This is a genomic window from Klebsiella sp. 2-CIP_Kleb., assembly GCF_050378715.1.
GTDB lineage: Bacteria > Pseudomonadota > Gammaproteobacteria > Enterobacterales > Enterobacteriaceae > Klebsiella > Klebsiella quasipneumoniae.
Genome location: NZ_JBNRLG010000001.1, coordinates 1,165,925 through 1,192,333, shown reverse-complemented (window position 1 = coordinate 1,192,333; position 26,409 = coordinate 1,165,925). Strand labels below are relative to the sequence as shown.

Genomic DNA, 26,409 nt, shown 5'->3' with positions numbered 1-26,409 from the left:
TATTTGGGAAACAACAATGTCTTCAGTAAAAAATAATGTAACTAAAGAATCCGATGAGTTAGATTTAGGCCGGTTACTGGGTGAGTTAATTGATCACCGCAAACTTATAATATCCATAACTACTTTGTTTACTGTAATATCATTAGTGTATGCAATATTTGCAACGCCGATATATCAAGCTGATGCTTTAATACAGGTTGAACAGAAACAAGCCAATGCTATTTTGAGCAATCTTAGTCAAATTTTACCAGATAGCCAACCGCAATCTGCTCCGGAAATAGCTCTTTTACGATCAAGAATGATTATTGGTAAAACAGTCGATGATTTAAATTTGCAAACTACTGTTGAGCAGAAGTACTTTCCCATTTTTGGTAAGGGTTGGAATAGATTAATCGGTAATGAACCAGGTAAATTATATATTTCAAGGCTTTATGTTTCTGGTAACAATAATGATAAAGTAGAACTTGAACTGGAAGTTTTAGATGATAAGCACTACCTTATCACAAAAGATGAGCAACAAATAAAAGGTATGGTTGGAGAGTTAGTTGATGCAGGTAATTTATCAATAAAGGTTGACAGCATCGACTCTCAACCTGGAACTAAATTTAGAATTCATTATGTAAGTCGGCTTAAAGCTATTACAGATTTACAAGAGATATTAGCTGTGTCCGATCAAGGGAAAGATACAGGAATTCTGATGTTATCTTTGACCGGTGATGATTCAGAAAGAATTGAAAAAATACTTGATAGTATAAGTGGGAATTATTTAGCACAAAATATTTCTAGACAAGCAGCTCAAGATGCAAAAAGTTTAGAGTTTTTGAATCAGCAATTACCTAAAGTTCGCGAAGACTTAGACGTATCTGAGGATAAATTAAATCAATATCGTAGGAAAAGTGATTCTGTTGATTTATCTCTAGAGGCTAAATCTGTATTAGATCAAATTGTCAATGTAGATAATCAGCTTAACGAACTAACATTTAGAGAGTCGGAAATATCGCAGTTATATACAAAAGAACATCCGACCTACAAGGCACTGATGGAGAAACGAAAAACATTACAAGATGAAAAGATAAAACTTAATAAACGTGTTTCTGCTATGCCTGAAACACAACAGGAGATTCTTAGGTTAAGCCGTGATGTTGAGTCTGGAAGAGCTGTATATATGCAGCTATTAAACCGACAACAAGAATTAAACATTGCGAAATCTAGTGCAATAGGCAATGTTCGTATTATTGATAACGCGATTACACTTCCAAAGCCTGTAGCGCCAAAAAAAGTTTTAGTTGTTTTAGTCGGGATAATACTTGGGGCTATGGTATCCATTTCTCTTGTGTTGGTTAGAGTATTTTTAAGGCGTGGAATTGAGTCTCCGGAACAATTAGAAGAGCTCGGTATTAATGTATATGCGAGTATTCCAGTATCGGAAACTTTTACTAAACAAAATACAGGAAATAAATTAAAGGCTAGAAATTTTGGCACATCACCAACAGGATTCTTGGCTTTAGAAAACCCTGCAGATTTGGCGATCGAAGCGATACGTGGCTTACGGACTAGCTTACATTTTGCTATGATGGAAGCGCGGAATAACATCTTGATGATTTCTGGTGCAAGTCCAAATGCGGGTAAAACCTTTGTCAGTTCAAACCTTGCCGCTGTAATTTCACAAACGGGCAAGAAAGTTTTGTTTATTGATACTGATATGAGAAAGGGCTATACACATAAACTTTTTGGCATCAATAATGATAATGGCCTTTCAGATTTATTATCAGGAAAAATAAAAGTATCAGAAGCTCTGAAGAAACTATCAAAGCTGAACTTTGATTATATTTCTAGAGGAATGTCACCACCAAATCCGGCAGAGTTACTGATGCATAAGAACTTCAATGAGTTGATGAATTGGGCGTCCAGTAATTATGATATTGTTATCCTTGACACTCCTCCTATTTTGGCTGTAACTGATGCTGCGATTATAGGTGGTTATGTTGGAACTACATTACTAGTGGCAAGATTTGAGTTAAATACTCCAAAAGAAATAGAGGTTAGTGTTAAAAGATTCGAACAAAGCGGTGTTCAAATTAAAGGTTGTATCCTCAATGGAATACAGAAAAAAGCTAGTAGTTATTACGGGTATGGATATAGTCATTACGGCTATTCATATACAAACGGAAAACATTGATTATAGTTCGGGCCCAATGGGCCCGATTCCCGATTGAAGAATAGTAATTAACTATTAATTTAAATAATATCACTGATGGGTTATCCTGATTAGAGGGATTTATGATGCTCCTAAACAAAAGTTATCTTGTTAGCATCGCACTGGCTATGTCTGATTTTCTTAGTTTTATAATTTCATTATACATTACAGTATGGATATTTTCAGTTGGAAATATAGGTGATGATTTTAATTCATTTGTTTCTCATTTAGACGGCTGGATTGCGTTGCATTGGTTATTGGCAATTTGCTGTGTAACTTGGTACTCAATACGTCTCCGACATTATTTTTACCGTAAAACTTTTTGGTTCGAATTAAAAGAAATATTACGTACGTTAGTGATATTCGCTATTATTGAAATAGCTGTTATGGCTTTTACGACATGGGACTTTTCAAAATATATATGGCTATCTACATGGTTGCTTATATTATTGCTACTTCCTGTTTCAAGAATGGTTACAAAAGTATTTTTGGACAGGTTAGGCTATTGGAAACGCGAAACTTGGATTATTGGTAGTGGGCCTAATGCTTGTGAAGCTTTCAGGGCTATTAGCAGTGAAAGAAATTTAGGATTAAATATTGTTGGCTTTATCGAAAGCCAAGGGGGTGTTTCAGCAGGAGAAACAATCGACAATATACTTGTTATGCCAAGTGATTTAAATTGGTTAAGCAAGGTTGATAGGAAGACGCAATTTATTGTTGCTGTTGAGTCACATCAAGGTGATATACGAAATACTTGGCTCAGAAAATTCATGATACAGGGCTATCGCTATGTGTCAGTAATACCAACTCTACGTGGAATGCCTTTAGATAGTACAGATATGTCATTTATTTTTAGCCATGAAGTTATGATTTTTCGGGTTCAACAAAATTTGGCAAAGTATTCTTCACGGTTGATAAAAAGACTCTTTGACTTGACTGGTTCGATTATTATTATCGCTTTATTATCTCCTTTACTATTTTATATTAGTATTAAGGTAAAAAAAGATGGTGGACCGGCAATTTATGGCCACGAACGTATCGGAAAAGATGGCAAACCATTTAAATGTTTGAAGTTTAGATCAATGGTAATAAACTCAAAAGAAGTATTAGATGAATTATTAAGAACGGATCCCGAGGCAAAAAAAGAATGGGATGCTACGTTTAAGCTTAAAAAGGATCCGCGTATAACCAAGATAGGTACATTTCTTCGACGTACGAGCTTGGACGAGTTACCACAACTCTTCAATGTATTAAAAGGTGAAATGAGTTTAGTTGGACCTAGACCTATAATTACAGCAGAGCTTGAGCGATATAATGACGAGGTTGATTACTATCTTTTAAGCAAGCCAGGTATGACAGGCCTTTGGCAAGTTAGCGGTCGGAGTGATGTTGATTATGAGACGAGAGTGTATTTAGATGCATGGTACGTAAAAAATTGGTCTATGTGGAATGATATTGCCATCCTTTTCAAGACAATTAGTGTAGTATTGAAAAAAGACGGTGCATATTGAAAACATCAAGTTTATTATTTATGATAAGTCTGATATAGATGAAATATTTTATTGCAATTCCAACTTACAATGCGGGCAATATTTGGCAAGAAGTTGTCTCGAATATCAAAAAATATGCCCCTGATAATATTTATGTTCATGTAATAGACTCTGGGAGTACAGATCAAACGGTAGAGATAGCGAGAGAGGCAGGTTTTAATGTTGTTACTATTACAAGCCAAGAATTTAATCATGGAGGTACAAGGAATCAAGCTGTTTTTAGCTGTATAGGTTCATATGATATTGTTATCTTTCTTACGCAAGATGCGGTACCCCAACAGTATTTTATAGAAAATATCATTTCTGTATTTAAAGATAATAATGTTGCTTGTGCTTATGGCAGGCAACTACCACACACAGATGCAAATCCATTAGCGAAGCATGCAAGGGAATTTAATTATTCTGCTAAAAGCTATATTTGCGGAAAAAAAGACATTCCGCGAATGGGTTTAAAGACTGTATTCATGTCAAATTCATTTTCAGCCTATAGATTGTCATATTTCCAACAATTGAATGGTTTTCCATCGGAGACTATTTTATGTGAGGACATGTTTTTTACTGCAAAAGCTATATTAGCTGATTATCAAGCAGCTTATGTTGCAAATGCAATGGTACGCCATTCTCATAACTATTCGGCAACTGAGGAGTTTAAACGCTACTTTGACATTGGTGTTTTCCATACTGATGAGCCTTGGATCCAAAAGGAATTTTCAGGGGCTGGTGGTGAAGGGAAAAAATATATAATTTCGGAGATTAATTTTTTATTGAGAGAAGCACCACTTTGGATACCTGTTGCCTTCATAAATAATGCCATGAAATTTTTAGGATATAAATTTGGCAAGATGTATAAGTTATTTCCTCTTAAAATTGTAAAAAAACTTAGTATGCATAAAAAATACTGGAAAAATAATTAAATCCACTGATATCTTTTAATTTAATTAATTAAAGGCAATGCAAATAAAATTCTTTTCAATGAGATTTTAATTTGACACACTTCATTTAATGTCTACTCAGGGCATTGTATAAGATGAAAAATTGTACTTTAGTTAATTCATGGCTTATTAAGCTGGAGAAAGAATGAGTTTTTTAAAAAATGTATCATGGATGGGTTCTGGTACAATAATAAGTGTTTGCATATCTGCTCTTTCAGTTCCTATTCTTTTGAAGGCCTTTAATATCACAGAGGTGTCCTACTTTCTTTGGCTTTGGACACTAATTGGAATTATGAATCTAGCTGACATGGGGGTTAGTAGAGGAGTCAGTAAATATATTAGTGCGTTTCATAAAAAAAAAATAATATTAAAGTATGCTTTTTTTTACGTGTTAATTATATTTACACTTGTAGTAGCAATAAGTTTTATTCTACTTTTCCTTACCAAATATGAACCATGGTTAAAATTGCCGGACTTTGTTAAAATTAGTTCATTGTTAATTGTTTTTTTTGGCTTTCTTTCATTTCCTCTTGCTGGTTTTGTCGAAGGTAGTGGTGGGTTTCAATACATTTCTATAGCCAAAAACCTTTGTACAATTTTTTCATATTCACTCCCGATTTTATACTTGAAATTAGGATTTGATATTGAAAAAACTATATATTTGTCAGTTGTGTTATCTCGACTACTCTTATGTCTCCTGCTTTCTTTCTTTACTTGTTTTCATGTGAAAAAGATTGACGGAGATGAGGGCGATGTTAAATTTAAAAATTTTTATTCTTTCTGTCTTTCCGTTGGGGTTGCTAGTTCCTTAGGTATCATTTTTTTATATTGGGATAGGTTCCTGGCAGTTTCCGTCCTTTCCCATAATCTTTCAGTTTATTATATTGCTTTTTCAGAACTGGTCATAAAGGGTTACGCAATACCGGGAATAATTGTTGGAGTAGTTTTTCAATACTTTAGTTCTGGAAAATATAAAAAAAATTATGTAAAACTAGCAATTTTGATGAGACCCAGAACGGCGGTAATGTTCTCCTGTGGTATTTCTATAATAGCTGTTTTTATATACTATCTTCTGCATAATAAGTTTAATGATATATTGTTTCATAATATTAATGTGGGTGATTTATCAGTAGCTATGTATATTATAGTTTTTTTCTCAGTGTTGAATTGTTTCAGCATGGTAATTACAACGATAGGACAGGCTTTAGATAATCATAAGAAAATATTGTATTATCAGATTTTCATGTTGCCTTTCTTCACCACATTTTCATATTTAACTGCAATCCAAGGATATTTCACACTATCGTTAGTGATATGGTTCTTTCGTATACCAGTGGTATTATATTTAACATTAACTGTAAATTATTCTAAAATAGCGTATAAGGACGATTTGTAAAATGAAAGTATTAATTATTAACCAACATACAAATAATTTTGGTGATGATGCTGCGGGAGTTGCTCTGGTTTCAACGCTATTAAAATCCAAGCATTGTGTGGATGTGACTTATATTTGGAATAAAAATGGAACGAAAATCCCCATTGAAGACGCAGCGCTTACTCATTATGCAGAAAAGAATCTTAGCCGTGCTAATTTACTAAAACAATTATTTGCCTTTATTTTCGGCAACGATAGTTATTTTCATCTTATTAAAAAACTATCCATGAATGCTGATTATGTACTGGTATCTCCTGGCGGAGCTAATATAGGTATTTATAAAGACTGGGCGTATTTGGTAAATGTAATAATTGCGCGTAAATATAATAAAAATGTGGTTTTTCATTTAAATACTATTAGTAAGAGTAATAGTATATTATTTAATTTAATAGCAAAATGCGTATTGAAAAAATGTGTTATGTTCGTTAGGGAAAAGGCATCTTATGATTTGCTTAGATCGCAAGGTATTGTCTCGACGCTTGGAGTTGATACAGCTTTTCTTTTAGATAAACGTTCGAAAAGCGAGCGATATGAAGGAAAAAAAATTCTTACATTCGTTCCTACTGAACTAAGCAATTGGCATGTTCATTTCAAAAATATTAATGATCACGATTTATTAGCAAATAAAATAGTACCTTCAATTTCCAAATTTGCAAAAAATGACGGTTATATAGTTAAAATTCTCCCTCATTTATATGCATCAGAAGCAGAGGGGAAATTTCTTCATTCATTAAAAGAACAATTTAATGCGCATAACGTAGAATGTTTTATTGATACAGAAGTGACAGATTTCTACAAATACGATCAAAGCGTAACCGATTCGTCTTTGGTTGTTAGCATGAGATATCATGGTGTGGTTCTATCAGTTAAAAACAATATACCAGTAATCAGTCTTTCATATGAGAATAAAATGAAAGAATGTTGTCGTTACTCTGGCATATTATCACAAAATATTGATTTGTTAAATTTTGATATTGAAAGATTTAACGAATTATTAAATTCAATAAATGAAAATACTAATCAAGTCGATAATGGATTCTTAAAAAAAATGGCATCCTCCGTGGTAGACTTTATCACTGTTTATAGTAGGTAAGGTATTTATTCATGAAGATCATAAATAATCTTTATTTTGTTGTTTTATTTTCATTTGTAATATCATTCGCCTTGTTTCTTCTAAAATTATCAGGGATTTATCCTGATACGAGTTTCGGTTTTTTTTTGTTTTTCTTATCCTTCTTATTGGCTTTATTTATCTTTGGCCTATTTATGTCCGGAAGTTTTCGTAAATGGTTCGCCTTAGCTAGAGTTAGTGTCGAAAGAAATTCTGAGGTGTATAGTTTCAAATATTGGCCGATAATTACTATCCTAATTTTTTTGGTTATTGAAATTATTTATAATAGAAAGATACCTATTCTTGAAATGTTAAGAGGTAATCAATACGACTATAGAGATTTCACATTTCCTGGGTTGCATGTATTTTTTACATCATTAACAACTTTTTACTGTATAAAATCATTTTTTAATTATATTGCATTTAAAGAAAAAAAGGCTCTATATGTTTCGATTATTTGTATATTGATTTTTGCCACGTTAATGTACAGAAGTAATATTATGTTTTGCATATTGAACATGGTTTTCTTATTCATTTTGTTTAAAAGAGTAAACATTAAAAGGATTTTTAAAGTAGTTTTCTTTGTTCTGTGTTTAATGTATGTATTTGGTGTGGCAGGGGATTTAAGGAGTAAAGCTCAAACAGGTGATAGCGATTTCAGTATCACTAATATTATGAATGCAACACAAGCATCTTCTAGTTTTGAGAACAATAGCTTTTTATCGCCTTTCTATTGGGCTTATTTATATATTAGCTCTCCAGTTGCGAACTTTCAGAAAACTGTAAATGTTTATACTACTCATAATGAGACTGATGGTATATCAAAGTTTGCCATTTATGAAATATTACCCGATATAATTGGTAAAAGGGTCGCAGCACTGGCTGGTTATGATGAGGATTATTCACCTCTTGCTAGAGTTATTGATTTTTTAACGGTAGGAACGATTTTTGCGGATTCATTTGTTTTTGTTGGGTGGTTTGGACCTATCATCTTAATGATGTTATTTATAATTACGCCAATTGCATTTTTGTCTGCTTGTCCCAAAAATTATATATTTTTTGTTCAGTTTTCTATATGTACTATTTTATTAATACTTTGTACATTCTCGAATATGTTAGTTTACTCGACATTATCGCTACAACTTTTCTACCCCTTATTATATAGGAAATTTAGATTCTCCTAATTAGTGGATGCACTCAAATGAGATTGAATCAAAATAAAGTTGCTATACTATTATCAACTTATAATGGTGAGAAGTATATTTGTGAACAACTGGATAGTTTACTTGCATCAACTGTACCCGCTGATATTTATATCAGAGATGACGGTTCTCAAGATTCTACACTAGAAATAATTGCTGAGTATACTTCCAAACATATCAATATCGAGTTAATTCCAGGTGATAATATTGGTGTTGTAGGAAGTTTTTTTAATCTAATTAGTTATGTTAATGATAAGGATTATGATTTTTATTGCTTCTGCGATCAAGATGACTTTTGGGAAAATAAAAAAATTAGTGCTGCCATTGACAAAATTAGTTATAGCCATACATGCGTTATGTATTGTTCAATATTAAAAGTTGTCGATGAGGATTTATGCTTTAAATTCAATTCTGTATACCCAAATAAAGAAATTGGCTTTTCTAATGCACTTGTAGAAAATATTGTTACTGGTTGTACCGTTGTCTTAAATAAAGCCGCTTTTGCTGAGATAAAATATAACCTACCGGATCCAAGAAAAATAGTAATGCATGATTGGTGGTTTTATTTGGTGATGTCAGTAAAAGGAAAAATTATTTATGACTCTGATTCATTTATTAAATATAGACAGCATGGACATAATGTTGAGGGTATGAAAACCCCAATAAAACGAATCATTTCAAAGTTCATAAAAGGTAGAAATAATAAGTATCCCAGACTTACCACGCAACTAAAAACATTTGATAATTTGTACGTCCAATGTTTCTCTGCTGAACAAGAAAAAAAAATACATTTACTTATTTCCGTGTTAGAGAAAAGAAGATATTTTTCATTCCTTTCTCTTCTAATCAGAGGCAAGATCTATAGAAACACTTTAAGTGATAATATGTCTTTGCTCTATTCATTCATTACAGGCCGAATTTAATATGAAAGTTAAAAAAAACATCGATCATGTTCTTGCATTTTATCTCCCACAATTTCATCCTATTAAAGAGAATAATGAATGGTGGGGAGAAGGATTTACTGAATGGACTAACGTTACTAAAAGTAATAAAAGATTCATTGGTCATCGTCAACCGCAATTACCCGCAGACTTGGGGTTTTACGATCTACGCCTTTCCGAATCTCGAGAAGCTCAAGCTAAGTTAGCTAAAAAATATGGTGTTACAGGTTTTTGTTATTATCATTATTGGTTTAATGGCAAACAATTACTCGAACGACCATTGCAAGAAGTGCTTGCTTCTAAAAAACCAGATTTCCCATTCTGTATTTGTTGGGCAAACGAAAATTGGACGCGTGCTTGGGATGGAATGGACAAGCAGGTTCTGATTCAACAGGATTATACAACCGACGACTCACAAAAACATTTCGAAGTCTTACTACCATATTTTCAAGATGAAAGATATATTAAAATAGATAATAAACCATTGTTTCTAATTTATCGTTTCGACCATATAAAAGATTCCGGTGAATACTTTGCGCAATGGCGTCTTTTAGCTAAAAAACATGGGTTTAATGATCTTTTTATTTGTGCAGTGAAAAATGGTTTTGTCACTGATGAACCGAAGAGAATTATATCTAATGGTTTTGATGCAGTATTAGATTTTCAGCCTAATCGTAAAAACTTCCCAACAAATACAACTGGCAAGCAAAAAGTTATTCAATTTGCTCAAAAGGTTTTACCATCATCCTTTTATCAGTGGTTGAAAGTTAATGGGAGTGCTGTTAACAAAATATCTTATAAAGGAATAGTCGATGGAATTGTATCTTCAAAATGGTATGATGATTGTACAGTCTTTCCATGTGTTTTCCCAAGTTGGGATAATTCGGCTCGCAGAAAAACACCTACTGTAATTCAGAATGATGACCCTCAAGAATATAAACGATGGCTAAAACATGCAATTAATATCGTCGCAGATAATGATGAAGGAAAACGAATAGTATTTATTAATGCTTGGAATGAGTGGGCGGAGGGATGTCATTTGGAACCTGATACTGAAATGGGGCACTCGTTTTTACAGGCGACTAAAGATGCAATCGGTTCGTTGGATTAGATGATTTTTTGAACATATATTTTAAATTTGTTATTTGTGAATATACCTCCGCTATAATCTGGCGGAGGTGACAATTTTATTTTTTACATCGATAGATATCGATATCACAGAATGTGTGTGATTATTAGTTAGAATATTTTTCGGTTCTGTATTTTTTTTCATTTACCTCAGTGGGATCATTATTATATTGCCAGAAGAGGTTGAAATGAATATCAATAGACGCTTTTTCTTCAAAAGATTATTTTCGGCTTCCGTTTTTTTTGGAATTTTTGGTAAGTCGGCTGCTAATGAGCTTAAGTTGAATGATGAAAATAATTTTATCACATCCGATTCGTTTAAAGATGTTAAAGTTTATATTGGAGATCGCTCGGGTGATATAACTAAACAACATTATATAAGTGCTAAAAAACTTGGGAATAAAAAATCAATAATTAAAATGCCATTTATTTTTGATAAAAATGGTTATTGCCCTGCTCTAAATGGTGTTAGAAGTATTGATATACCCAAAATAATTTCATTGAAAATTTATGATTTAAACGATAATCTTAAATTCTCAAGCTCGAAGTTTAATGTTACTGATAAATTCTTATCAAATTTGTTGGATCCAACAATAAAGAACAATTCAGAGGCTTTATTAAATGCTCCTTATATAATAACAGGCCGAGCAAACATTAGAAACCCGCGTTGGAATGCGCCTGTTTCTGATTTACCTGACCCCGAGGCATCAGTTGCTAATTCAGAAGCTATTAACTTAATGCTTTCAAGTGGAAATAAATATGTCGAGCTTGATGATTCTGTTCGTTACATATCAAATACATTGATACCTCAAGATAGCATTACTATTGTTGGCGCTGGACGATCCGTATCATCTTTAATATGGTGTGGTGGAGACAGGCCAATAATAAGCAGGGGAAATTATCAAGAATCCAATGCAAAAGGAATATCTAATATTAGATTGATTGATTTAAAGATTCAAGATAATGCTCCTTACAGAAATCAGCATTACTCTATAGACTTATCCAATGGCAATAGTTGTGGCTTAGAACGATGCTGGTTAGATGGGAATTCTGGGAGTTCTCCTGGAGATAAATATGGTGTACTTTTGGGTACATCTAAATCCTGTAAAGATCCAAATATGAAATCATTTGTCGCACATTTTAGAGATTCACGACTTTCGAAGGCGACGTTGGTAATGAACACTACTGATTATTATATATCAGGTTGTGAATTATGGGGTGATGACCGTTTGAATGCTGTTGAGTTAGGTGGTGGCGGTACTATAGCAGACGGCACTCAAATAGTTCCAGGCTGTAATTCTGGCATTTTTCTGTTTAACAATTTCGGATATGACATTGATACCCTTAAAATAATTGGTGTTTATTTTGATGGTTCTACAAATAAACATCTTTTTACTGGTTGGGGGATATTAAGTGATAAGGGCGTCGGGTTAGTTAGTGCAGAGATAATAGGTTGTGATTTTTGGCATTTAAATAAAGGTGGGGTTTATTTAAATAGATTTTATTCATCTACTTTACAATCAAATTTTAGGGATTGTGATTCGGATGATACTGGTGAAAGTGATATCATAATAGATGATATTTTTTCCTCCTATATTTATAATAGACATTTTAGAAGTGTTGCGCCAAAATCAAATCTTACAAAAAGAGTTAGTATTGCTTCACCATATGTCTTAAATGGAAAAAAAGGATATCCAATTTCGTCTGTTGGTGGGCAGGTCGCTTTTTCCTCGTCTTATAGTAAAAGTGTTTGTATTAATACTGAATGTTTCGAGTTTCTGGGTGGAAGCGCAAGGACCGTTGATCATTATGCCAATTTTCCATCACCTTATGAATTTGAAGGCAAAGTGATTAATGTTGCCGGAATGCCATATTTTTCTGACGGGAATGTTTTTTCTTCATTGTCTAATGACGCTCATATAGTTAAAGATTTAAATTTTAATTTAAATGAGATGACTCATTCTGGCAATTATATAATTCAAAAGCCAAACCGTGCTATTAATCCTGTATGGGTATCTGATCTGAACTTTCCTATTTATCTTAAGGTAATTAACGCCGATAATACAATTGTTATTCAAAAAATTCAAAGTCTTTCCGATGGCAAGGAATTAATAAGATATAGATCTAATAATCAATGGAATAAATGAAGTGTGGTTATTTAATAGTTGAAACTCATCAAAATAATTTTTGTAAGCATTTTGTGTGTTTCTCGGTGAAACTTGAGTTAAAATGTATAGCTCTTACTTAACTGCCAATAGACGTCATGCAGTGTTCACACTAACAGGAGTAAATAATGTCTAAGCAACAGATCGGAGTTGTCGGTATGGCTGTGATGGGGCGTAACCTAGCGCTGAACATCGAAAGCCGTGGTTATACCGTCTCCGTTTTCAACCGCTCCCGTGAAAAGACCGAAGAAGTGATTGCCGAAAATCCAGGCAAGAAACTGGTCCCTTATTACACAGTACAAGAGTTTGTTGAATCCCTCGAAACACCACGTCGTATCCTGTTGATGGTGAAGGCCGGGGCTGGCACCGACAGCGCCATCGATTCCCTGAAGCCTTACCTCGACAAAGGTGACATAATCATTGATGGCGGTAACACCTTCTTCCAGGACACCATCCGTCGTAACCGTGAACTGTCTGCCGAAGGTTTTAACTTTATCGGTACCGGTGTTTCCGGTGGTGAAGAGGGGGCTCTGAAAGGGCCTTCCATTATGCCTGGTGGCCAGAAAGAAGCTTATGAGCTGGTTGCTCCAATTCTCAAGCAGATTGCTGCGGTTGCAGAAGACGGTGAGCCATGCGTCACCTATATCGGTGCTGACGGTGCTGGCCATTATGTGAAGATGGTTCATAACGGCATCGAGTATGGTGACATGCAGCTGATTGCTGAAGCCTATGCGCTATTGAAAGGCGGTCTGGCACTTTCCAACGAAGAGCTGGCGAAGACATTCACCGAATGGAACGAAGGTGAGCTAAGTAGCTACCTGATCGACATTACCAAAGATATCTTCACTAAGAAAGATGAAGAAGGTAAGTACCTCGTTGATGTCATTCTTGATGAAGCTGCAAACAAAGGTACCGGTAAGTGGACCAGCCAGAGCTCACTGGATCTCGGCGAACCTCTGTCTCTGATCACCGAGTCTGTATTTGCTCGCTATATTTCTTCGCTTAAAGACCAGCGTGTCGCCGCGTCGAAAGTGCTGAGTGGTCCGCAGGCTCAGCCGGCTGGTGATAAAGCTGAATTTATCGAAAAAGTGCGTCGCGCGTTGTACCTCGGTAAAATCGTTTCCTATGCTCAGGGCTTCTCCCAACTGCGTGCTGCTTCTGACGAGTACAACTGGGATCTGAACTACGGCGAGATCGCTAAGATTTTCCGCGCTGGCTGCATCATTCGTGCGCAGTTCCTGCAGAAGATCACCGATGCTTATGCGCAAAACGCTGGCATTGCTAACCTCCTGCTGGCGCCGTACTTCAAACAGATCGCTGATGACTATCAGCAGGCGCTACGTGATGTCGTGGCTTATGCCGTGCAGAATGGTATTCCGGTACCAACGTTCTCAGCCGCAATCGCCTACTATGACAGCTACCGTTCCGCTGTTCTGCCCGCTAACCTGATTCAGGCTCAGCGTGATTACTTTGGTGCGCACACCTATAAGCGCACTGATAAAGAAGGCATTTTCCACACTGAGTGGTTAGATTAATATTTATCTTATTAGGCCTCCAATAATTTATTGGGGGTCTGATGTTAAAGTACATATATAATCAAGTTCTATTCTGACAAATAGCGGAAAATTAAGACTTTCGCTATTTGTTTTTATAGTGTTCCTTCGATATTATCCCCATAAAATTACATCTCAAACATTTTAATATGGAGATGTATGCAATTATTTTCTTTTTGCATGAGTAATCAAAGGTAAATAAAATATGAAGATTCTTGTCACCGGTGGTGCAGGCTTTATCGGCTCTGCTGTGGTTCGTCATATCATTGAAAATACCCGGGATGAAGTCCGCGTGATGGACTGCCTGACTTACGCCGGCAACCTCGAATCCCTGGCGCCGGTGGCCGGGAGCGAACGCTACTCGTTTTCCCAAACCGATATCACGGATGCTGCTGCCGTGGCGGCCCAGTTCAGCGAGTTCCGTCCGGATATTGTGATGCACCTGGCGGCGGAAAGCCATGTGGACCGTTCCATTGATGGCCCGGCCGCCTTCATCCAGACCAACGTGATCGGCACCTTCACTCTGCTGGAGGCGGCCCGTCACTACTGGTCCGGCCTTGGGGAAGCGCAGAAACAGGCCTTCCGTTTCCACCACATCTCCACCGATGAAGTGTACGGCGACCTGCACGGCACCGATGACCTGTTCACCGAAGAAACCCCGTACGCGCCGAGCAGCCCGTACTCCGCTTCCAAAGCGGGCAGCGACCATCTGGTTCGCGCCTGGAACCGCACCTACGGCCTGCCGGTGGTGGTGACTAACTGCTCCAACAACTATGGTCCGTATCACTTCCCCGAAAAATTGATCCCGCTGACCATCCTCAACGCCCTGGCAGGTAAACCGCTGCCGGTGTATGGCAACGGGGAGCAGATCCGTGACTGGCTGTATGTTGAGGACCATGCCCGTGCGCTGTACAAAGTGGCGACCGAAGGCAAGAGCGGCGAGACCTACAACATCGGCGGTCATAACGAGCGTAAAAATATCGATGTGGTGCGCACCATCTGCGCCATTCTCGACAAGGTGGTGGCGCAGAAGCCGGGCAACATCACCCACTTTGCTGACCTGATCACTTTTGTCACCGACCGTCCGGGACATGACCTGCGTTATGCCATTGATGCCGCGAAAATTCAGCACGATCTGGGCTGGGTGCCGCAGGAAACGTTCGAGAGCGGGATTGAGAAAACCGTGCACTGGTACCTGAACAACCAGACCTGGTGGCAGCGCGTGCTGGACGGCTCCTATGCCGGCGAGCGTCTCGGCCTCAATAACTGATATCTGACTGATTAAGGAATAGATTTATGAAAGGTATTGTTCTGGCCGGCGGCTCCGGCACGCGTTTATATCCCATCACTCAGGGCGTCTCCAAGCAGCTGCTGCCAATCTATGACAAGCCGATGATCTTCTACCCGGTGTCTGTCCTGATGCTGGCGGGGATTCGTGACATCCTGATCATCTCCACCCCGGACGACATGCCTTCCTTCCAGCGCCTGCTGGGTGACGGGTCGCAGTTCGGGGTGAACTTCAGCTACGCTATCCAGCCGTCGCCGGACGGCCTGGCGCAGGCCTTTATCATTGGTGAGAAGTTTATTGGCAACGATGCCTGCGCCCTGGTGCTGGGGGATAATATCTACTTTGGCCAGAGCTTCGGTAAAAAGCTGGAGGCGGCAGCGGCGAAAACCTCCGGTGCCACGGTGTTTGGTTATCAGGTGCTGGATCCGGAGCGCTTCGGGGTGGTGGAGTTTGACGAGAACTTTAAGGCGCTGTCCATCGAGGAGAAACCGCTGAAGCCGAAATCCGACTGGGCGGTGACCGGGCTCTACTTCTACGACAACAACGTGGTGGAGATGGCGAAGGACGTGAAGCCTTCGGAGCGCGGTGAGCTGGAGATCACCACCCTGAACCAGATGTATCTCGAGCAAGGTGACCTGCATGTTGAACTGCTGGGGCGCGGTTTTGCCTGGCTGGACACGGGCACCCACGACAGCCTGATGGACGCATCACAGTTCATTCACACCATTGAGAAGCGCCAGGGGATGAAGGTGGCCTGCCTGGAAGAGATAGCCTACCGTAATCAGTGGCTGTCGGCGGAAGGGGTGGCGGCTCAGGCGGAACGCCTGAAGAAAACCGAGTACGGTGCTTATCTGAAGCGCCTGCTGAACGAGCGTTAATGCCTTCTTCGTCAACGACAGGATACAGAGAATGAAGATTTTACTGATTGGCAAGAATGGCCAGGTGGGCTGGGAGCTGCAGCGTTCCCTGTCCACCCTCGGCGACGTGGTCGCGGTGGACTATTTTGACAAAGAGCTGTGCGGCGACCTGACGAATCTGGAAGGCATCGCGCAGACCGTGCGTACCGTCCGCCCGGACGTGGTGGTGAATGCCGCCGCGCACACGGCCGTGGACAAGGCAGAAAGCGAGCGGGAGCTCTCCGACCTGCTGAACGACAAAGGGGTGGCGGTGCTGGCGGCAGAGTCGGCGAAGCTGGGTGCCCTGATGGTGCACTATTCCACGGACTATGTGTTCGACGGCGCCGGCAGCCATTATCGCCGGGAAGATGAAGCAACCGGCCCGCTGAACGTCTACGGTGAAACCAAACGCGCCGGTGAACTGGCCCTGGAGCAGGGCAACCCGCGTCACCTGATTTTCCGTACCAGCTGGGTGTACGCCACCCGCGGCGCCAACTTCGCCAAAACCATGCTCCGCCTGGCGGGGGAGAAAGAGACCCTCACCATCATTGACGACCAGCACGGGGCGCCCACCGGCGCTGAGCTGCTGGCAGACTGCACGGCGACGGCAATCCGTGAAACGCTGCGTAATCCGGCGCTGGCCGGCACCTATCATCTGGTGGCCAGCGGCGAGACCAGCTGGTGCGACTACGCCCGCTATGTTTTTGAGGTGGCGAGGGCGCACGGTGCAGAGCTGGCGATCCAGGAAGTGAAGGGCATTCCGACGACGGCCTATCCGACGCCGGCGAAGCGTCCGCTCAACTCACGCCTGTCGAATGAAAAATTCCAGCAGGCATTTGGGGTGACTCTCCCGGACTGGCGTCAGGGTGTGGCTCGCGTGGTAACGGAAGTCCTGGGCAAATAAACGGGTGACAAAAGATGAACATTATTAAAACAGATATTCCTGACGTGCTGATTTTTGAACCGCGCGTGTTTGGTGATGCGCGGGGCTTCTTCTTTGAGAGCTTCAGCAGCAAGGTGTTCAATGAGGCGGTGGGCCACCAGGTGGATTTCGTCCAGGACAACCACTCCCAGTCCCAGAAAGGCGTATTGCGCGGGCTGCACTATCAGCTGGATCCGCACGCCCAGGGCAAACTGGTCCGCTGTGTGGAAGGTGAGGTGTTTGACGTGGCGGTGGATATCCGTCGTTCATCGTCCACCTTTGGCAAATGGGTGGGCGCGGTGCTCAGCGCAGAGAATAAACGTCAGCTGTGGATCCCGGAAGGGTTCGCCCACGGGTTTATGGCGCTGAGCGATACGGTGCAGTTTGTCTACAAGGCGACGAACTACTACGCGCCGCAGTCAGAACGGAGCATCATCTGGAACGATCCGGAGATAGGGATTGACTGGCCGGCGCTGAACGATTGCGCGCTCTCGCTGTCGGAGAAAGATCTGCAGGCGCATACTCTGGCCACCGCAGAAGTATATAAATAATTAGGATGTTTTTTCCTAAAATGGCGGGTTCCGGATGGAGCTCGTCATTTTTATTGATTAATCAGTTGGGTACCCGGCTGACTTGACTTACCTTCCTTCTCAGCGTAAAACCGCCACCAGTATTATTGAAATTCGTGGCTATCCGCCATTACTCAGTTAACTGATTAAAGTGTAATCGAATGAAAATAGCTATTGCTGGTACCGGTTATGTGGGTTTATCGAACGGTGTCCTGATTGCGCAAAACCACGAAGTGGTTGCCCTGGATATCGTACAGGCCAAAGTGGATATGCTTAACCAGAAGATCTCTCCGATTGTGGATAAAGAGATTCAGGAATATCTGGCAGAAAAACCGTTAAATTTCCGTGCCACCACGGATAAGCACGACGCCTATCGTAATGCCGACTACGTGATCATTGCGACGCCGACCGATTATGATCCCAAAACCAACTACTTCAACACCTCTACAGTGGAAGCGGTTATTCGCGATGTTACAGAGATTAACCCGAACGCGGTGATGATCATTAAATCGACCATCCCGGTGGGGTTCACCCGCGACATCAAAGCACGTTTAGGGATTGATAATGTGATTTTCTCTCCTGAGTTCCTGCGTGAAGGCCGTGCGCTGTACGACAACCTGCATCCGTCGCGTATTGTCATCGGTGAGCGCTCTGCGCGTGCCGAACGTTTCGCAGACCTGCTGAAGGAAGGCGCGATCAAGCAGGATATCCCGACTCTGTTTACCGACTCCACCGAGGCGGAAGCGATCAAACTGTTCGCTAACACCTATCTGGCGCTGCGTGTTGCCTATTTCAACGAGCTCGACAGCTATGCTGAAAGCCAGGGGCTGAACAGCAAGCAGATTATCGAAGGGGTATGCCTGGATCCGCGTATCGGCAACCACTATAACAACCCGTCCTTTGGCTATGGCGGCTACTGCCTGCCGAAAGATACCAAGCAGTTGCTGGCGAACTACGAATCGGTCCCGAACAATATCATCGCGGCTATCGTAGATGCTAACCGTACCCGTAAAGACTTTATCGCGGATTCTATTCTTGCCCGTAAGCCGAAAGTGGTGGGTGTGTATCGCCTGATCATGAAGAGTGGTTCGGACAACTTCCGTGCCTCTTCTATTCAGGGCATTATGAAGCGCATCAAGGCAAAAGGTATTCCGGTTATTATCTATGAACCGGTGATGCAGGAAGATGAGTTCTTTAACTCCCGCGTAGTGCGCGACCTGGATGCCTTCAAACAAGAGGCGGATGTGATTATCTCTAACCGTATGGCGGAAGAGCTGGCGGATGTGGCGGACAAGGTATACACCCGCGATCTGTTTGGTAACGATTAATCCTGCCTGTCTGACACTGGCGGCTCCTCGCCGCCAGTATGCTTCTTTATCTCCCCGCTATATCCCTCACTGCATGTATTTCTCGCGCATCCAGATTAACCTCAATAAATTGTGATGGACATTACGATCCTGCTTAAAAGCCGTTGCGGGTTGAAAACAGGTCCGATAAGTTAAACTTACCTTGTGAAGAGCTACCGTCACTGTGATGTAGATGCCGGAGATAAGCGCCGGGAGGTAAAACAAAGCCTGCAACGCAGGCTTTTGTTATTTATGCCCTGGGGAAATACGAGGGACAGGGCGCGAGTAGCGTTATTTTTTCTTGCCTTAAGGCCACGCCAAAACGCAGAATGAACGGTCATTCTGTCATATCATTTTTTTATCTCTTAATATTATCTTAATCTAATTGCAATATGGAGCGGGCCTTACCACTTGCGTTTATTAAACGTCAGTTTCGTTTTCTTTCTGTCTTTTAAATAAGAAATCAAGAAATAAACGGAAACCGCAAGTAGTATGGCAGCCACCACTAAGAAAAATAGGTTTTCCATAATATCTACCACAGAGCGTATGTTGATTGAATTATTAGTTTGATAAGCCATGCACCAGTTTTGTTCTGTTGCATGGCTTGCTCTAACATATCCTGGATTTAGGAAGATTCCTACAGAGGGTAATGTTTTTGCTCAATCAGCATATAATTCTGTTTCCGCTCACCAAATTGGGATGGATGTCAGAAAAGTCTGAGTGACTGGCGCGCGGACATTTGCTTTTGTGAAATAGGCTGGATGAAACTGGTTTCAGGCAGGCGAGAAAAAAGGCAAAAAAACCATCTATAGCACAAAATATTATATATAAAACAATGAATGTGCATTCAGTCGACATATAGTCAGGATAACGGAGGTTCCGTAAAAAAGGTTGCCGCAACCTGAGGATTGCGGCAGGGCAGGGGATTAGATCTGATAGTAATCCTTATACCACTCGACGAAGTTCTTCACGCCTTCCTTCACTGACGTCTGCGGCTTGAAGCCCACCAGGTCATACAGCGGTTGGGTGTCTGCGCTAGTGTCCAGCACATCGCCCGGCTGGATCGGCATCATATTCTTCTTCGCTTCCATTCCCAGCGCCTCTTCCAGGGCGGTGATGTAGTCCATCAGTTCCACTGGCGAGCTGTTGCCAATGTTATAGACCCGATACGGCGCGGAACTGGTGGCCGGCGAACCACTCTCAACGGTCCAGTCGGCATTGGCCTTCGGGATCACATCCTGAACACGCACAACCGCCTCGACGATATCGTCGATGTAGGTGAAGTCGCGCTTCATTTTGCCGTAGTTGTAGACGTCAATACTTTTCCCTTCCAGCATCGCTTTCGTGAACTTGAACAGCGCCATATCCGGGCGTCCCCACGGACCATAGACCGTAAAGAAGCGCAGGCCGGTAGTCGGGATGCCGTACAAATGGGAATAGGTATGCGCCATCAGCTCATTGGCTTTCTTGGTGGCGGCGTACAGGGAGACCGGATGATCGACGGAATCCTCCGTGGAGAACGGCATTTTGCGGTTAAGGCCGTAAACCGAGCTGGAAGAGGCGTACACCAGGTGTTTCACTTTGGTATGACGGCAGCCTTCCAGAATGTTCAGATACCCCATCAGGTTAGCGTCCGCGTAGGCATAGGGGTTTTCCAGCGAATAGCGCACGCCCGCCTGGGCCGCCAGGTGGATCACGCGGTCAAACTGTTCTGCGGCGAACAGCGTCGCCATCCCCTCACGGTCGGCAAGATCCAACTGCTGGAAATGAAAGGCCGGAGATGACAGTCGATCCAGGCGAGCCTGCTTCAGGCTGACGTCGTAATAGTCGTTCATGTTGTCGATCCCGACAACAGCATGCCCTTCATTCAGCAGGCGTTGCGCGATATGAAAGCCGATAAAACCTGCGGCACCAGTGACTAAAAACTTCATATTTTTCCTCCGGGGTGTGGATATCCCGTTCTACATAAGTGCCGATTTTACACTGGCTTGCGGTTGGGATCACTTGCTTTACACTTGCAGAGTGTGCGTTGCCTTGAAGCGGGCCGGGAATATCAAATGCTTTAATGCAAATGATTTGCATTTGAAATCGAGTCAAACCATCACTATGGTTGCACTGTAAAAAACAGTTTGCAGGAATCAGCCCATTCAAGTTCGATATCGTGAAAAAACATGACATGTATTTCCGAATGAAGAGGTATTGTTGTTCGTGAAATACGAATTAATTAGTGTTGTTGTCACCAGAGATAACTTGTAATCAAAGGATGTATAGCAAGCTATTGAATGTTTTAACATTGTATCAAAAGTGTTCCATTCATACCTTGAATTAATTCATACCGCTTTTTGATTTTTATTCTGTATAACCAGCGCTATAATGCGGCGCTACCTTGTTGGGTACTAAGCTATGTTGAGTGTGCTGCACTTCGTAATGGTGATAGTGCGGCTTTGCCATGATATCAACGACCGAAGTGATGCTGAGAGGGATGATAGCCCGGCACTGAGCGCATCTCTCTGCTTCAGAGAGATTCCTTTAGCTGTTTGGGAAAGTCCTGATAGCGAAAGGACATAGAAGCAAGCAAAGTGACTGCTGTTTGGCCGATTTGCCGTTTCCAGCACAATGAGAGCGTGGTTCATGTTCCGCTAACTTTAGCTGATGACATATACAAATTACTGCAGGCACTACGCATTTTGGTTGCGAAAGCCAATGGCGGTAGCGTGCCTGCGGTTGTTTGCTACTTCAGAAAATTGTATGTAATTCATTGAAAAACGAGAGAGAGTATGAAGATTCTTGTCACCGGGGGTGCAGGCTTTATCGGTTCTGCCGTGGTTCGTCATATCATTGAAAATACCCTGGACGAAGTCCGTGTGATGGACTGCCTGACCTACGCCGGCAACCTTGAATCCCTGGCGCCGGTTGCCGGGAGCGAACGCTACTCGTTTTCCCAAACCGATATCACCGATGCCGCTGCCGTGGCGGCCCAGTTCAGCGAGTTCCATCCGGATATCGTGATGCACCTGGCTGCAGAAAGTCATGTGGACCGTTCCATTGATGGCCCGGCCGCCTTCATCCAGACCAACGTAATCGGCACCTTCACTCTGCTGGAGGCAGCCCGCCACTACTGGTCCGGGCTTGTAGAGGAACAGAAGCAGGCCTTCCGCTTCCATCATATCTCCACCGATGAAGTGTACGGCGACCTGCACGGCACCGATGACCTGTTCACCGAAGAGACTTCGTACGCCCCGAGCAGCCCGTACTCCGCCTCCAAAGCGGGCAGCGACCATCTGGTTCGCGCCTGGAACCGCACCTACGGCCTGCCGGTGGTGGTGACCAACTGCTCCAACAACTATGGTCCGTATCACTTCCCGGAAAAACTGATCCCGCTGACTATCCTTAATGCCCTGGCGGGTAAACCGCTGCCGGTATATGGCAACGGGGAGCAGATCCGTGACTGGCTGTATGTTGAGGACCATGCCCGTGCGCTGTACAAAGTGGCGACCGAAGGCAAGAGCGGCGAGACCTACAACATCGGCGGTCATAACGAGCGTAAAAATATCGATGTGGTGCGCACCATCTGCGCCATTCTCGACAAGGTGGTGGCGCAGAAGCCGGGCAACATCACCCACTTTGCTGACCTGATCACTTTTGTCACCGACCGTCCGGGACATGACCTGCGTTATGCCATTGATGCCGCGAAAATTCAGCACGATCTGGGCTGGGTGCCGCAGGAAACGTTCGAGAGCGGGATTGAGAAAACCGTGCACTGGTACCTGAACAACCAGACCTGGTGGCAGCGCGTGCTGGACGGCTCCTATGCCGGCGAGCGTCTCGGCCTCAATAACTGATATCTGACTGATTAAGGAATAGATTTATGAAAGGTATTGTTCTGGCCGGCGGCTCCGGCACGCGTTTATATCCCATCACTCAGGGCGTCTCCAAGCAGCTGCTGCCTATCTACGACAAGCCGATGATTTTCTACCCGGTGTCCGTCCTGATGCTGGCGGGGATTCGAGACATCCTGATCATCTCTACACCAGACGACATGCCTTCCTTCCAGCGCCTGCTGGGTGACGGGTCGCAGTTCGGGGTGAACTTCAGCTACGCCGTCCAGCCGTCGCCGGACGGCCTGGCACAGGCCTTTATCATTGGCGAGAAGTTTATCGGTAACGATGCCTGCGCCCTGGTGCTGGGGGATAATATCTACTTTGGCCAGAGCTTTGGTAAAAAACTGGAGGCGGCAGCGGCGAAGACTTCCGGTGCCACGGTGTTTGGTTATCAGGTGCTGGATCCGGAGCGCTTCGGGGTGGTGGAGTTCGACGAGAACTTTAAGGCACTGTCCATCGAGGAGAAACCGCTGAAGCCGAAATCGGACTGGGCGGTGACCGGGCTCTACTTCTACGACAACAACGTGGTGGAGATGGCGAAGGACGTGAAGCCTTCTGAGCGCGGCGAGCTGGAGATCACCACCCTGAACCAGATGTATCTGGAGCAAGGTGACCTGCATGTTGAACTGCTGGGGCGCGGTTTTGCCTGGCTGGACACGGGCACCCACGACAGCCTGATGGACGCATCACAGTTTATTCACACCATTGAGAAGCGCCAGGGGATGAAGGTCGCCTGCCTGGAAGAGATTGGTTACCGCAATCAGTGGCTGTCGGCGGAAGGGGTGGCGGCTCAGGCCGAACGCCTGAAGAAAACCGAGTACGGTGCTTACCTGAAGCGCCTGCTGAACGAGCGTTAATGCTTTCTCCGTCAACGACAGGATACAGAGAATGAAGATTTTACTGATTGGCAAGAATGGCCAGGTGGGCTGGGAGCTCCAGCGTTCACTGTCCACCCTCGGCGACGTGGTCGCGGTGGACTACTTTGATAAAGAGCTGTGCGGCGATCTGACGAATCTGGAAGGCATCGCGCAGACCGTGCGTACCGTCCGCCCGGACGTGGTGGTGAATGCCGCCGCGCACACGGCGGTGGACAAGGCCGAAAGCGAGCGGGAGCTCTCCGACCTGCTGAACGACAAAGGGGTGGCGGTGCTGGCGGCAGAGTCGGCGAAGCTGGGTGCCCTGATGGTGCACTATTCCACGGACTATGTGTTCGACGGCGCCGGCAGCCATTATCGCCGGGAAGATGAAGCGACCGGCCCGCTGAACGTTTATGGCGAAACCAAGCGTGCCGGTGAACTGGCGCTGGAGCAGGGCAACCCGCGTCATCTGATTTTCCGTACCAGCTGGGTATATGCCACCCGCGGCGCCAACTTTGCCAAAACCATGCTCCGCCTGGCGGGTGAGAAAGAGACGCTCTCCATCATTGACGACCAGCACGGGGCGCCCACCGGCGCTGAGCTGCTGGCAGACTGCACGGCGACGGCAATCCGTGAAACGATGCGTAATCCGGCGCTGGCCGGCACCTATCATCTGGTGGCCAGCGGCGAGACCAGCTGGTGCGACTACGCCCGCTATGTGTTTGAGGTGGCGAGGGCGCACGGTGCAGAGCTGGCGATCCAGGAAGTGAAGGGCATTCCGACGACGGCCTATCCGACGCCGGCGAAGCGTCCGCTCAACTCACGCCTGTCGAATGAAAAATTCCAGCAGGCATTTGGGGTGACTCTCCCGGACTGGCGTCAGGGTGTGGCTCGCGTGGTAACGGAAGTCCTGGGCAAATAAACGGGTAGCAAAAGATGAACATTATTAAAACAGATATTCCTGACGTGCTGATTTTTGAACCGCGCGTGTTTGGTGATGCGCGGGGCTTCTTCTTTGAGAGCTTCAGCAGCAAGGTATTTAATGAGGCGGTGGGCCACCAGGTGGATTTTGTTCAGGACAACCACTCCCAGTCCCAGAAAGGCGTATTGCGTGGGCTGCACTATCAGCTGGATCCACATGCCCAGGGCAAACTGGTCCGCTGTGTGGAAGGTGAGGTGTTTGACGTGGCGGTGGATATCCGTCGTTCATCGCCCACCTTTGGCAAATGGGTGGGCGCGGTGCTCAGCGCAGAGAATAAACGTCAGCTGTGGATCCCGGAAGGGTTCGCCCACGGGTTTATGGCGCTGAGCGACACGGTGCAGTTTGTCTACAAGGCGACGAACTACTACGCGCCGCAGTCAGAACGGAGCATCATCTGGAACGATCCGGAGATAGGGATTGACTGGCCGGCGCTGAACGATTGCGCGCTCTCGCTGTCGGAGAAAGATCTGCAGGCACATACTCTTGCCACAGCTGAAGTCTACGCATGAGTATAAATTTGCTTGTTAGATTATGGATATCACAAGTGGCTATTTAAAAATAATAATAAAAAATTTATCCTAAAGGTAATCGATTAATGACTTATAAAGCAATGAAGCCAAAAGTTATTGCTTCTATTGTATTATTTAATCATTCCTATGATGATATTAAAGATACGCTTCTCTCGTTATGCCATGAAGAGAGCGTTGAAAAAATTATCTTCGTTGATAATGGTGGTTGTCAGTGGGCTGCATCATTGAATGAACCAAAAGTGAGCTATATTAAGTCTCCTCGTAACTGTGGTTTTGGTGCCGGACATAATCTCGCCATCAAAGCAAGTTCAGAATTTGATGGCTATTTTTTAATATGTAATCCTGATATCAGTTTTGATAAGCAGTCTCTAGATAAATTAGTATCGTTTGCGTGGGTAAATGAATATAATTTTGTATCCCCGCAAATCATCTATAAGAATGGTGAGCGTCAATATAGTTGCCGCCTGTTGCCAACGCCCAGTAATCTCTTCTTAAGACGCTTTCTTCCTACCACTGCTATTAAGTATGATGCTACATACGAGTTAAAGGATGCCGAGTATGATAAGGTATTTTCACCTCCTTCGGTATCTGGCTGTTTTATGCTTTTGACGAATGTTCTATTACAAAAGTTGAATGGCTTTGATGAACGCTATTTTATGTACTTAGAAGATGTAGATCTATGTCGTCGTGCTTTACAACTTACGAAGATCTATTATTGCCCCGAAACAACAATTGTTCATGTTTTCAATAAGGGATCTTATAAAAGTAAATTGTTGCTTTGGTATCATGTTCGTTCTGCCATTACCTATTTTAATAAGTGGGGATGGTTTTTTGATAAAAAACGATATGCTTACAACGAATCAGCATTGCGTAATATCCCAAGAAAGCTAAGTTAATTTATTTGGTATTATTTCAGAGCTAAAA

22 protein-coding genes are annotated in these 26,409 nt (G+C 42.9%); 20 read left to right on the top strand and 2 right to left on the bottom strand.

The window, feature by feature from the left end:
• Positions 1-16 precede the first annotated feature (16 nt).
• The 15 genes from ACQUTP_RS05910 to ugd all read left to right on the top strand — a co-directional run bounded on the left by ACQUTP_RS05910 (position 17) and on the right by ugd (position 19,217).
• Positions 17-2,179: a polysaccharide biosynthesis tyrosine autokinase gene (locus ACQUTP_RS05910; RefSeq protein WP_080847739.1), complete on the top strand. Its 2,163-nt coding sequence runs from the start codon at positions 17-19 to the stop codon at positions 2,177-2,179.
• Positions 2,180-2,280: 101 nt separating this feature from the next.
• Positions 2,281-3,708, top strand: a complete 1,428-nt coding sequence (wbaP, locus tag ACQUTP_RS05905; RefSeq protein WP_080847741.1) for an undecaprenyl-phosphate galactose phosphotransferase WbaP — start codon at positions 2,281-2,283, stop codon at positions 3,706-3,708.
• A 38-nt stretch (positions 3,709-3,746) separates the two neighbouring features.
• Positions 3,747-4,661, top strand: coding sequence for a glycosyltransferase family 2 protein (locus ACQUTP_RS05900; protein ID WP_080847744.1), 915 nt, complete (start codon positions 3,747-3,749; stop codon positions 4,659-4,661).
• 163 nt (positions 4,662-4,824) lie between these two features.
• The gene (locus ACQUTP_RS05895) at positions 4,825-6,075 is read left to right on the top strand and encodes a hypothetical protein (RefSeq protein ID WP_080847747.1); all 1,251 of its coding nucleotides are present in this window, start codon (positions 4,825-4,827) and stop codon (positions 6,073-6,075) included.
• Between the two features lies 1 nt (position 6,076).
• The gene (locus tag ACQUTP_RS05890) at positions 6,077-7,207 is read left to right on the top strand and encodes a polysaccharide pyruvyl transferase family protein (RefSeq protein WP_080847749.1); all 1,131 of its coding nucleotides are present in this window, start codon (positions 6,077-6,079) and stop codon (positions 7,205-7,207) included.
• A gap of 11 nt (positions 7,208-7,218) precedes the next feature.
• On the top strand, positions 7,219-8,409 hold the full coding sequence (locus tag ACQUTP_RS05885) for an O-antigen polymerase (RefSeq protein ID WP_080847751.1): 1,191 nt from the start codon (positions 7,219-7,221) through the stop codon (positions 8,407-8,409).
• Between the two features lie 17 nt (positions 8,410-8,426).
• Positions 8,427-9,350 carry a glycosyltransferase family 2 protein gene (locus tag ACQUTP_RS05880; protein ID WP_080847752.1) on the top strand — a complete coding sequence of 308 codons (924 nt, stop codon included), beginning with the start codon at positions 8,427-8,429 and terminating at the stop codon, positions 9,348-9,350.
• Between the two features lies 1 nt (position 9,351).
• Entirely contained in the window at positions 9,352-10,479 is a 1,128-nt protein-coding gene (locus ACQUTP_RS05875) for a glycosyltransferase WbsX family protein (protein ID WP_428902355.1), read from the top strand.
• Positions 10,480-10,684: 205 nt separating this feature from the next.
• Positions 10,685-12,643, top strand: a complete 1,959-nt coding sequence (locus ACQUTP_RS05870; RefSeq protein ID WP_142256707.1) for a pyocin knob domain-containing protein — start codon at positions 10,685-10,687, stop codon at positions 12,641-12,643.
• Positions 12,644-12,789: 146 nt separating this feature from the next.
• Entirely contained in the window at positions 12,790-14,196 is a 1,407-nt protein-coding gene (gndA, locus tag ACQUTP_RS05865) for an NADP-dependent phosphogluconate dehydrogenase (RefSeq protein ID WP_080847758.1), read from the top strand.
• A 223-nt stretch (positions 14,197-14,419) separates the two neighbouring features.
• On the top strand, positions 14,420-15,484 hold the full coding sequence (rfbB, locus tag ACQUTP_RS05860; protein ID WP_080847760.1) for a dTDP-glucose 4,6-dehydratase: 1,065 nt from the start codon (positions 14,420-14,422) through the stop codon (positions 15,482-15,484).
• A 26-nt stretch (positions 15,485-15,510) separates the two neighbouring features.
• Positions 15,511-16,380: a glucose-1-phosphate thymidylyltransferase RfbA gene (gene rfbA, locus ACQUTP_RS05855; protein WP_060619944.1), complete on the top strand. Its 870-nt coding sequence runs from the start codon at positions 15,511-15,513 to the stop codon at positions 16,378-16,380.
• Between the two features lie 31 nt (positions 16,381-16,411).
• Positions 16,412-17,302, top strand: a complete 891-nt coding sequence (gene rfbD, locus ACQUTP_RS05850; protein ID WP_080847761.1) for a dTDP-4-dehydrorhamnose reductase — start codon at positions 16,412-16,414, stop codon at positions 17,300-17,302.
• Positions 17,303-17,316: 14 nt separating this feature from the next.
• The gene (gene rfbC / locus ACQUTP_RS05845) at positions 17,317-17,871 is read left to right on the top strand and encodes a dTDP-4-dehydrorhamnose 3,5-epimerase (protein WP_080847763.1); all 555 of its coding nucleotides are present in this window, start codon (positions 17,317-17,319) and stop codon (positions 17,869-17,871) included.
• A gap of 179 nt (positions 17,872-18,050) precedes the next feature.
• A complete protein-coding gene (ugd, locus tag ACQUTP_RS05840; RefSeq protein WP_080847765.1) occupies positions 18,051-19,217 on the top strand; it encodes a UDP-glucose 6-dehydrogenase in 1,167 nt (388 codons plus the stop codon).
• 422 nt (positions 19,218-19,639) lie between these two features.
• Here the strand turns inward: ugd and ACQUTP_RS05835 are convergent, their stop codons facing one another.
• Positions 19,640-19,762: a small membrane protein gene (locus ACQUTP_RS05835; protein WP_004144151.1), complete on the bottom strand. Its 123-nt coding sequence runs from the start codon at positions 19,760-19,762 to the stop codon at positions 19,640-19,642.
• Between the two features lie 399 nt (positions 19,763-20,161).
• The gene (locus ACQUTP_RS05830; protein WP_080847768.1) at positions 20,162-21,166 is read right to left on the bottom strand and encodes an NAD-dependent epimerase; all 1,005 of its coding nucleotides are present in this window, start codon (positions 21,164-21,166) and stop codon (positions 20,162-20,164) included.
• Positions 21,167-22,012: 846 nt separating this feature from the next.
• On the opposite strand from ACQUTP_RS05830, the gene rfbB (ACQUTP_RS05825) reads away from it, so the two are divergent.
• The 5 genes from rfbB (ACQUTP_RS05825) (at position 22,013) to ACQUTP_RS05805 (ending at position 26,381) form a co-directional block, all read left to right on the top strand.
• Entirely contained in the window at positions 22,013-23,077 is a 1,065-nt protein-coding gene (rfbB, locus tag ACQUTP_RS05825) for a dTDP-glucose 4,6-dehydratase (protein ID WP_428902354.1), read from the top strand.
• A gap of 26 nt (positions 23,078-23,103) precedes the next feature.
• Positions 23,104-23,973, top strand: a complete 870-nt coding sequence (rfbA, locus tag ACQUTP_RS05820) for a glucose-1-phosphate thymidylyltransferase RfbA (RefSeq protein WP_000676431.1) — start codon at positions 23,104-23,106, stop codon at positions 23,971-23,973.
• 31 nt (positions 23,974-24,004) lie between these two features.
• Complete coding sequence (gene rfbD / locus ACQUTP_RS05815; RefSeq protein ID WP_032456361.1) at positions 24,005-24,895, top strand: dTDP-4-dehydrorhamnose reductase; 891 nt, start codon at positions 24,005-24,007, stop codon at positions 24,893-24,895.
• A gap of 14 nt (positions 24,896-24,909) precedes the next feature.
• Entirely contained in the window at positions 24,910-25,464 is a 555-nt protein-coding gene (rfbC, locus tag ACQUTP_RS05810; RefSeq protein WP_080838028.1) for a dTDP-4-dehydrorhamnose 3,5-epimerase, read from the top strand.
• A gap of 86 nt (positions 25,465-25,550) precedes the next feature.
• On the top strand, positions 25,551-26,381 hold the full coding sequence (locus tag ACQUTP_RS05805; RefSeq protein ID WP_080838025.1) for a glycosyltransferase family 2 protein: 831 nt from the start codon (positions 25,551-25,553) through the stop codon (positions 26,379-26,381).
• Positions 26,382-26,409: the final 28 nt, after the last annotated feature.

Coding starts and splice junctions, on each gene's coding strand:
- ACQUTP_RS05910 (WP_080847739.1), top strand. CDS start 17: ATGTCTTCAGTAAAAAATAATGTAACTAAAGAATCCGATGAGTTAGAT.
- wbaP (WP_080847741.1), top strand. CDS start 2,281: ATGATGCTCCTAAACAAAAGTTATCTTGTTAGCATCGCACTGGCTATG.
- ACQUTP_RS05900 (WP_080847744.1), top strand. CDS start 3,747: ATGAAATATTTTATTGCAATTCCAACTTACAATGCGGGCAATATTTGG.
- ACQUTP_RS05895 (WP_080847747.1), top strand. CDS start 4,825: ATGAGTTTTTTAAAAAATGTATCATGGATGGGTTCTGGTACAATAATA.
- ACQUTP_RS05890 (WP_080847749.1), top strand. CDS start 6,077: ATGAAAGTATTAATTATTAACCAACATACAAATAATTTTGGTGATGAT.
- ACQUTP_RS05885 (WP_080847751.1), top strand. CDS start 7,219: ATGAAGATCATAAATAATCTTTATTTTGTTGTTTTATTTTCATTTGTA.
- ACQUTP_RS05880 (WP_080847752.1), top strand. CDS start 8,427: ATGAGATTGAATCAAAATAAAGTTGCTATACTATTATCAACTTATAAT.
- ACQUTP_RS05875 (WP_428902355.1), top strand. CDS start 9,352: ATGAAAGTTAAAAAAAACATCGATCATGTTCTTGCATTTTATCTCCCA.
- ACQUTP_RS05870 (WP_142256707.1), top strand. CDS start 10,685: ATGAATATCAATAGACGCTTTTTCTTCAAAAGATTATTTTCGGCTTCC.
- gndA (WP_080847758.1), top strand. CDS start 12,790: ATGTCTAAGCAACAGATCGGAGTTGTCGGTATGGCTGTGATGGGGCGT.
- rfbB (WP_080847760.1), top strand. CDS start 14,420: ATGAAGATTCTTGTCACCGGTGGTGCAGGCTTTATCGGCTCTGCTGTG.
- rfbA (WP_060619944.1), top strand. CDS start 15,511: ATGAAAGGTATTGTTCTGGCCGGCGGCTCCGGCACGCGTTTATATCCC.
- rfbD (WP_080847761.1), top strand. CDS start 16,412: ATGAAGATTTTACTGATTGGCAAGAATGGCCAGGTGGGCTGGGAGCTG.
- rfbC (WP_080847763.1), top strand. CDS start 17,317: ATGAACATTATTAAAACAGATATTCCTGACGTGCTGATTTTTGAACCG.
- ugd (WP_080847765.1), top strand. CDS start 18,051: ATGAAAATAGCTATTGCTGGTACCGGTTATGTGGGTTTATCGAACGGT.
- ACQUTP_RS05835 (WP_004144151.1), bottom strand. CDS start 19,762: ATGGAAAACCTATTTTTCTTAGTGGTGGCTGCCATACTACTTGCGGTT.
- ACQUTP_RS05830 (WP_080847768.1), bottom strand. CDS start 21,166: ATGAAGTTTTTAGTCACTGGTGCCGCAGGTTTTATCGGCTTTCATATC.
- rfbB (WP_428902354.1), top strand. CDS start 22,013: ATGAAGATTCTTGTCACCGGGGGTGCAGGCTTTATCGGTTCTGCCGTG.
- rfbA (WP_000676431.1), top strand. CDS start 23,104: ATGAAAGGTATTGTTCTGGCCGGCGGCTCCGGCACGCGTTTATATCCC.
- rfbD (WP_032456361.1), top strand. CDS start 24,005: ATGAAGATTTTACTGATTGGCAAGAATGGCCAGGTGGGCTGGGAGCTC.
- rfbC (WP_080838028.1), top strand. CDS start 24,910: ATGAACATTATTAAAACAGATATTCCTGACGTGCTGATTTTTGAACCG.
- ACQUTP_RS05805 (WP_080838025.1), top strand. CDS start 25,551: ATGACTTATAAAGCAATGAAGCCAAAAGTTATTGCTTCTATTGTATTA.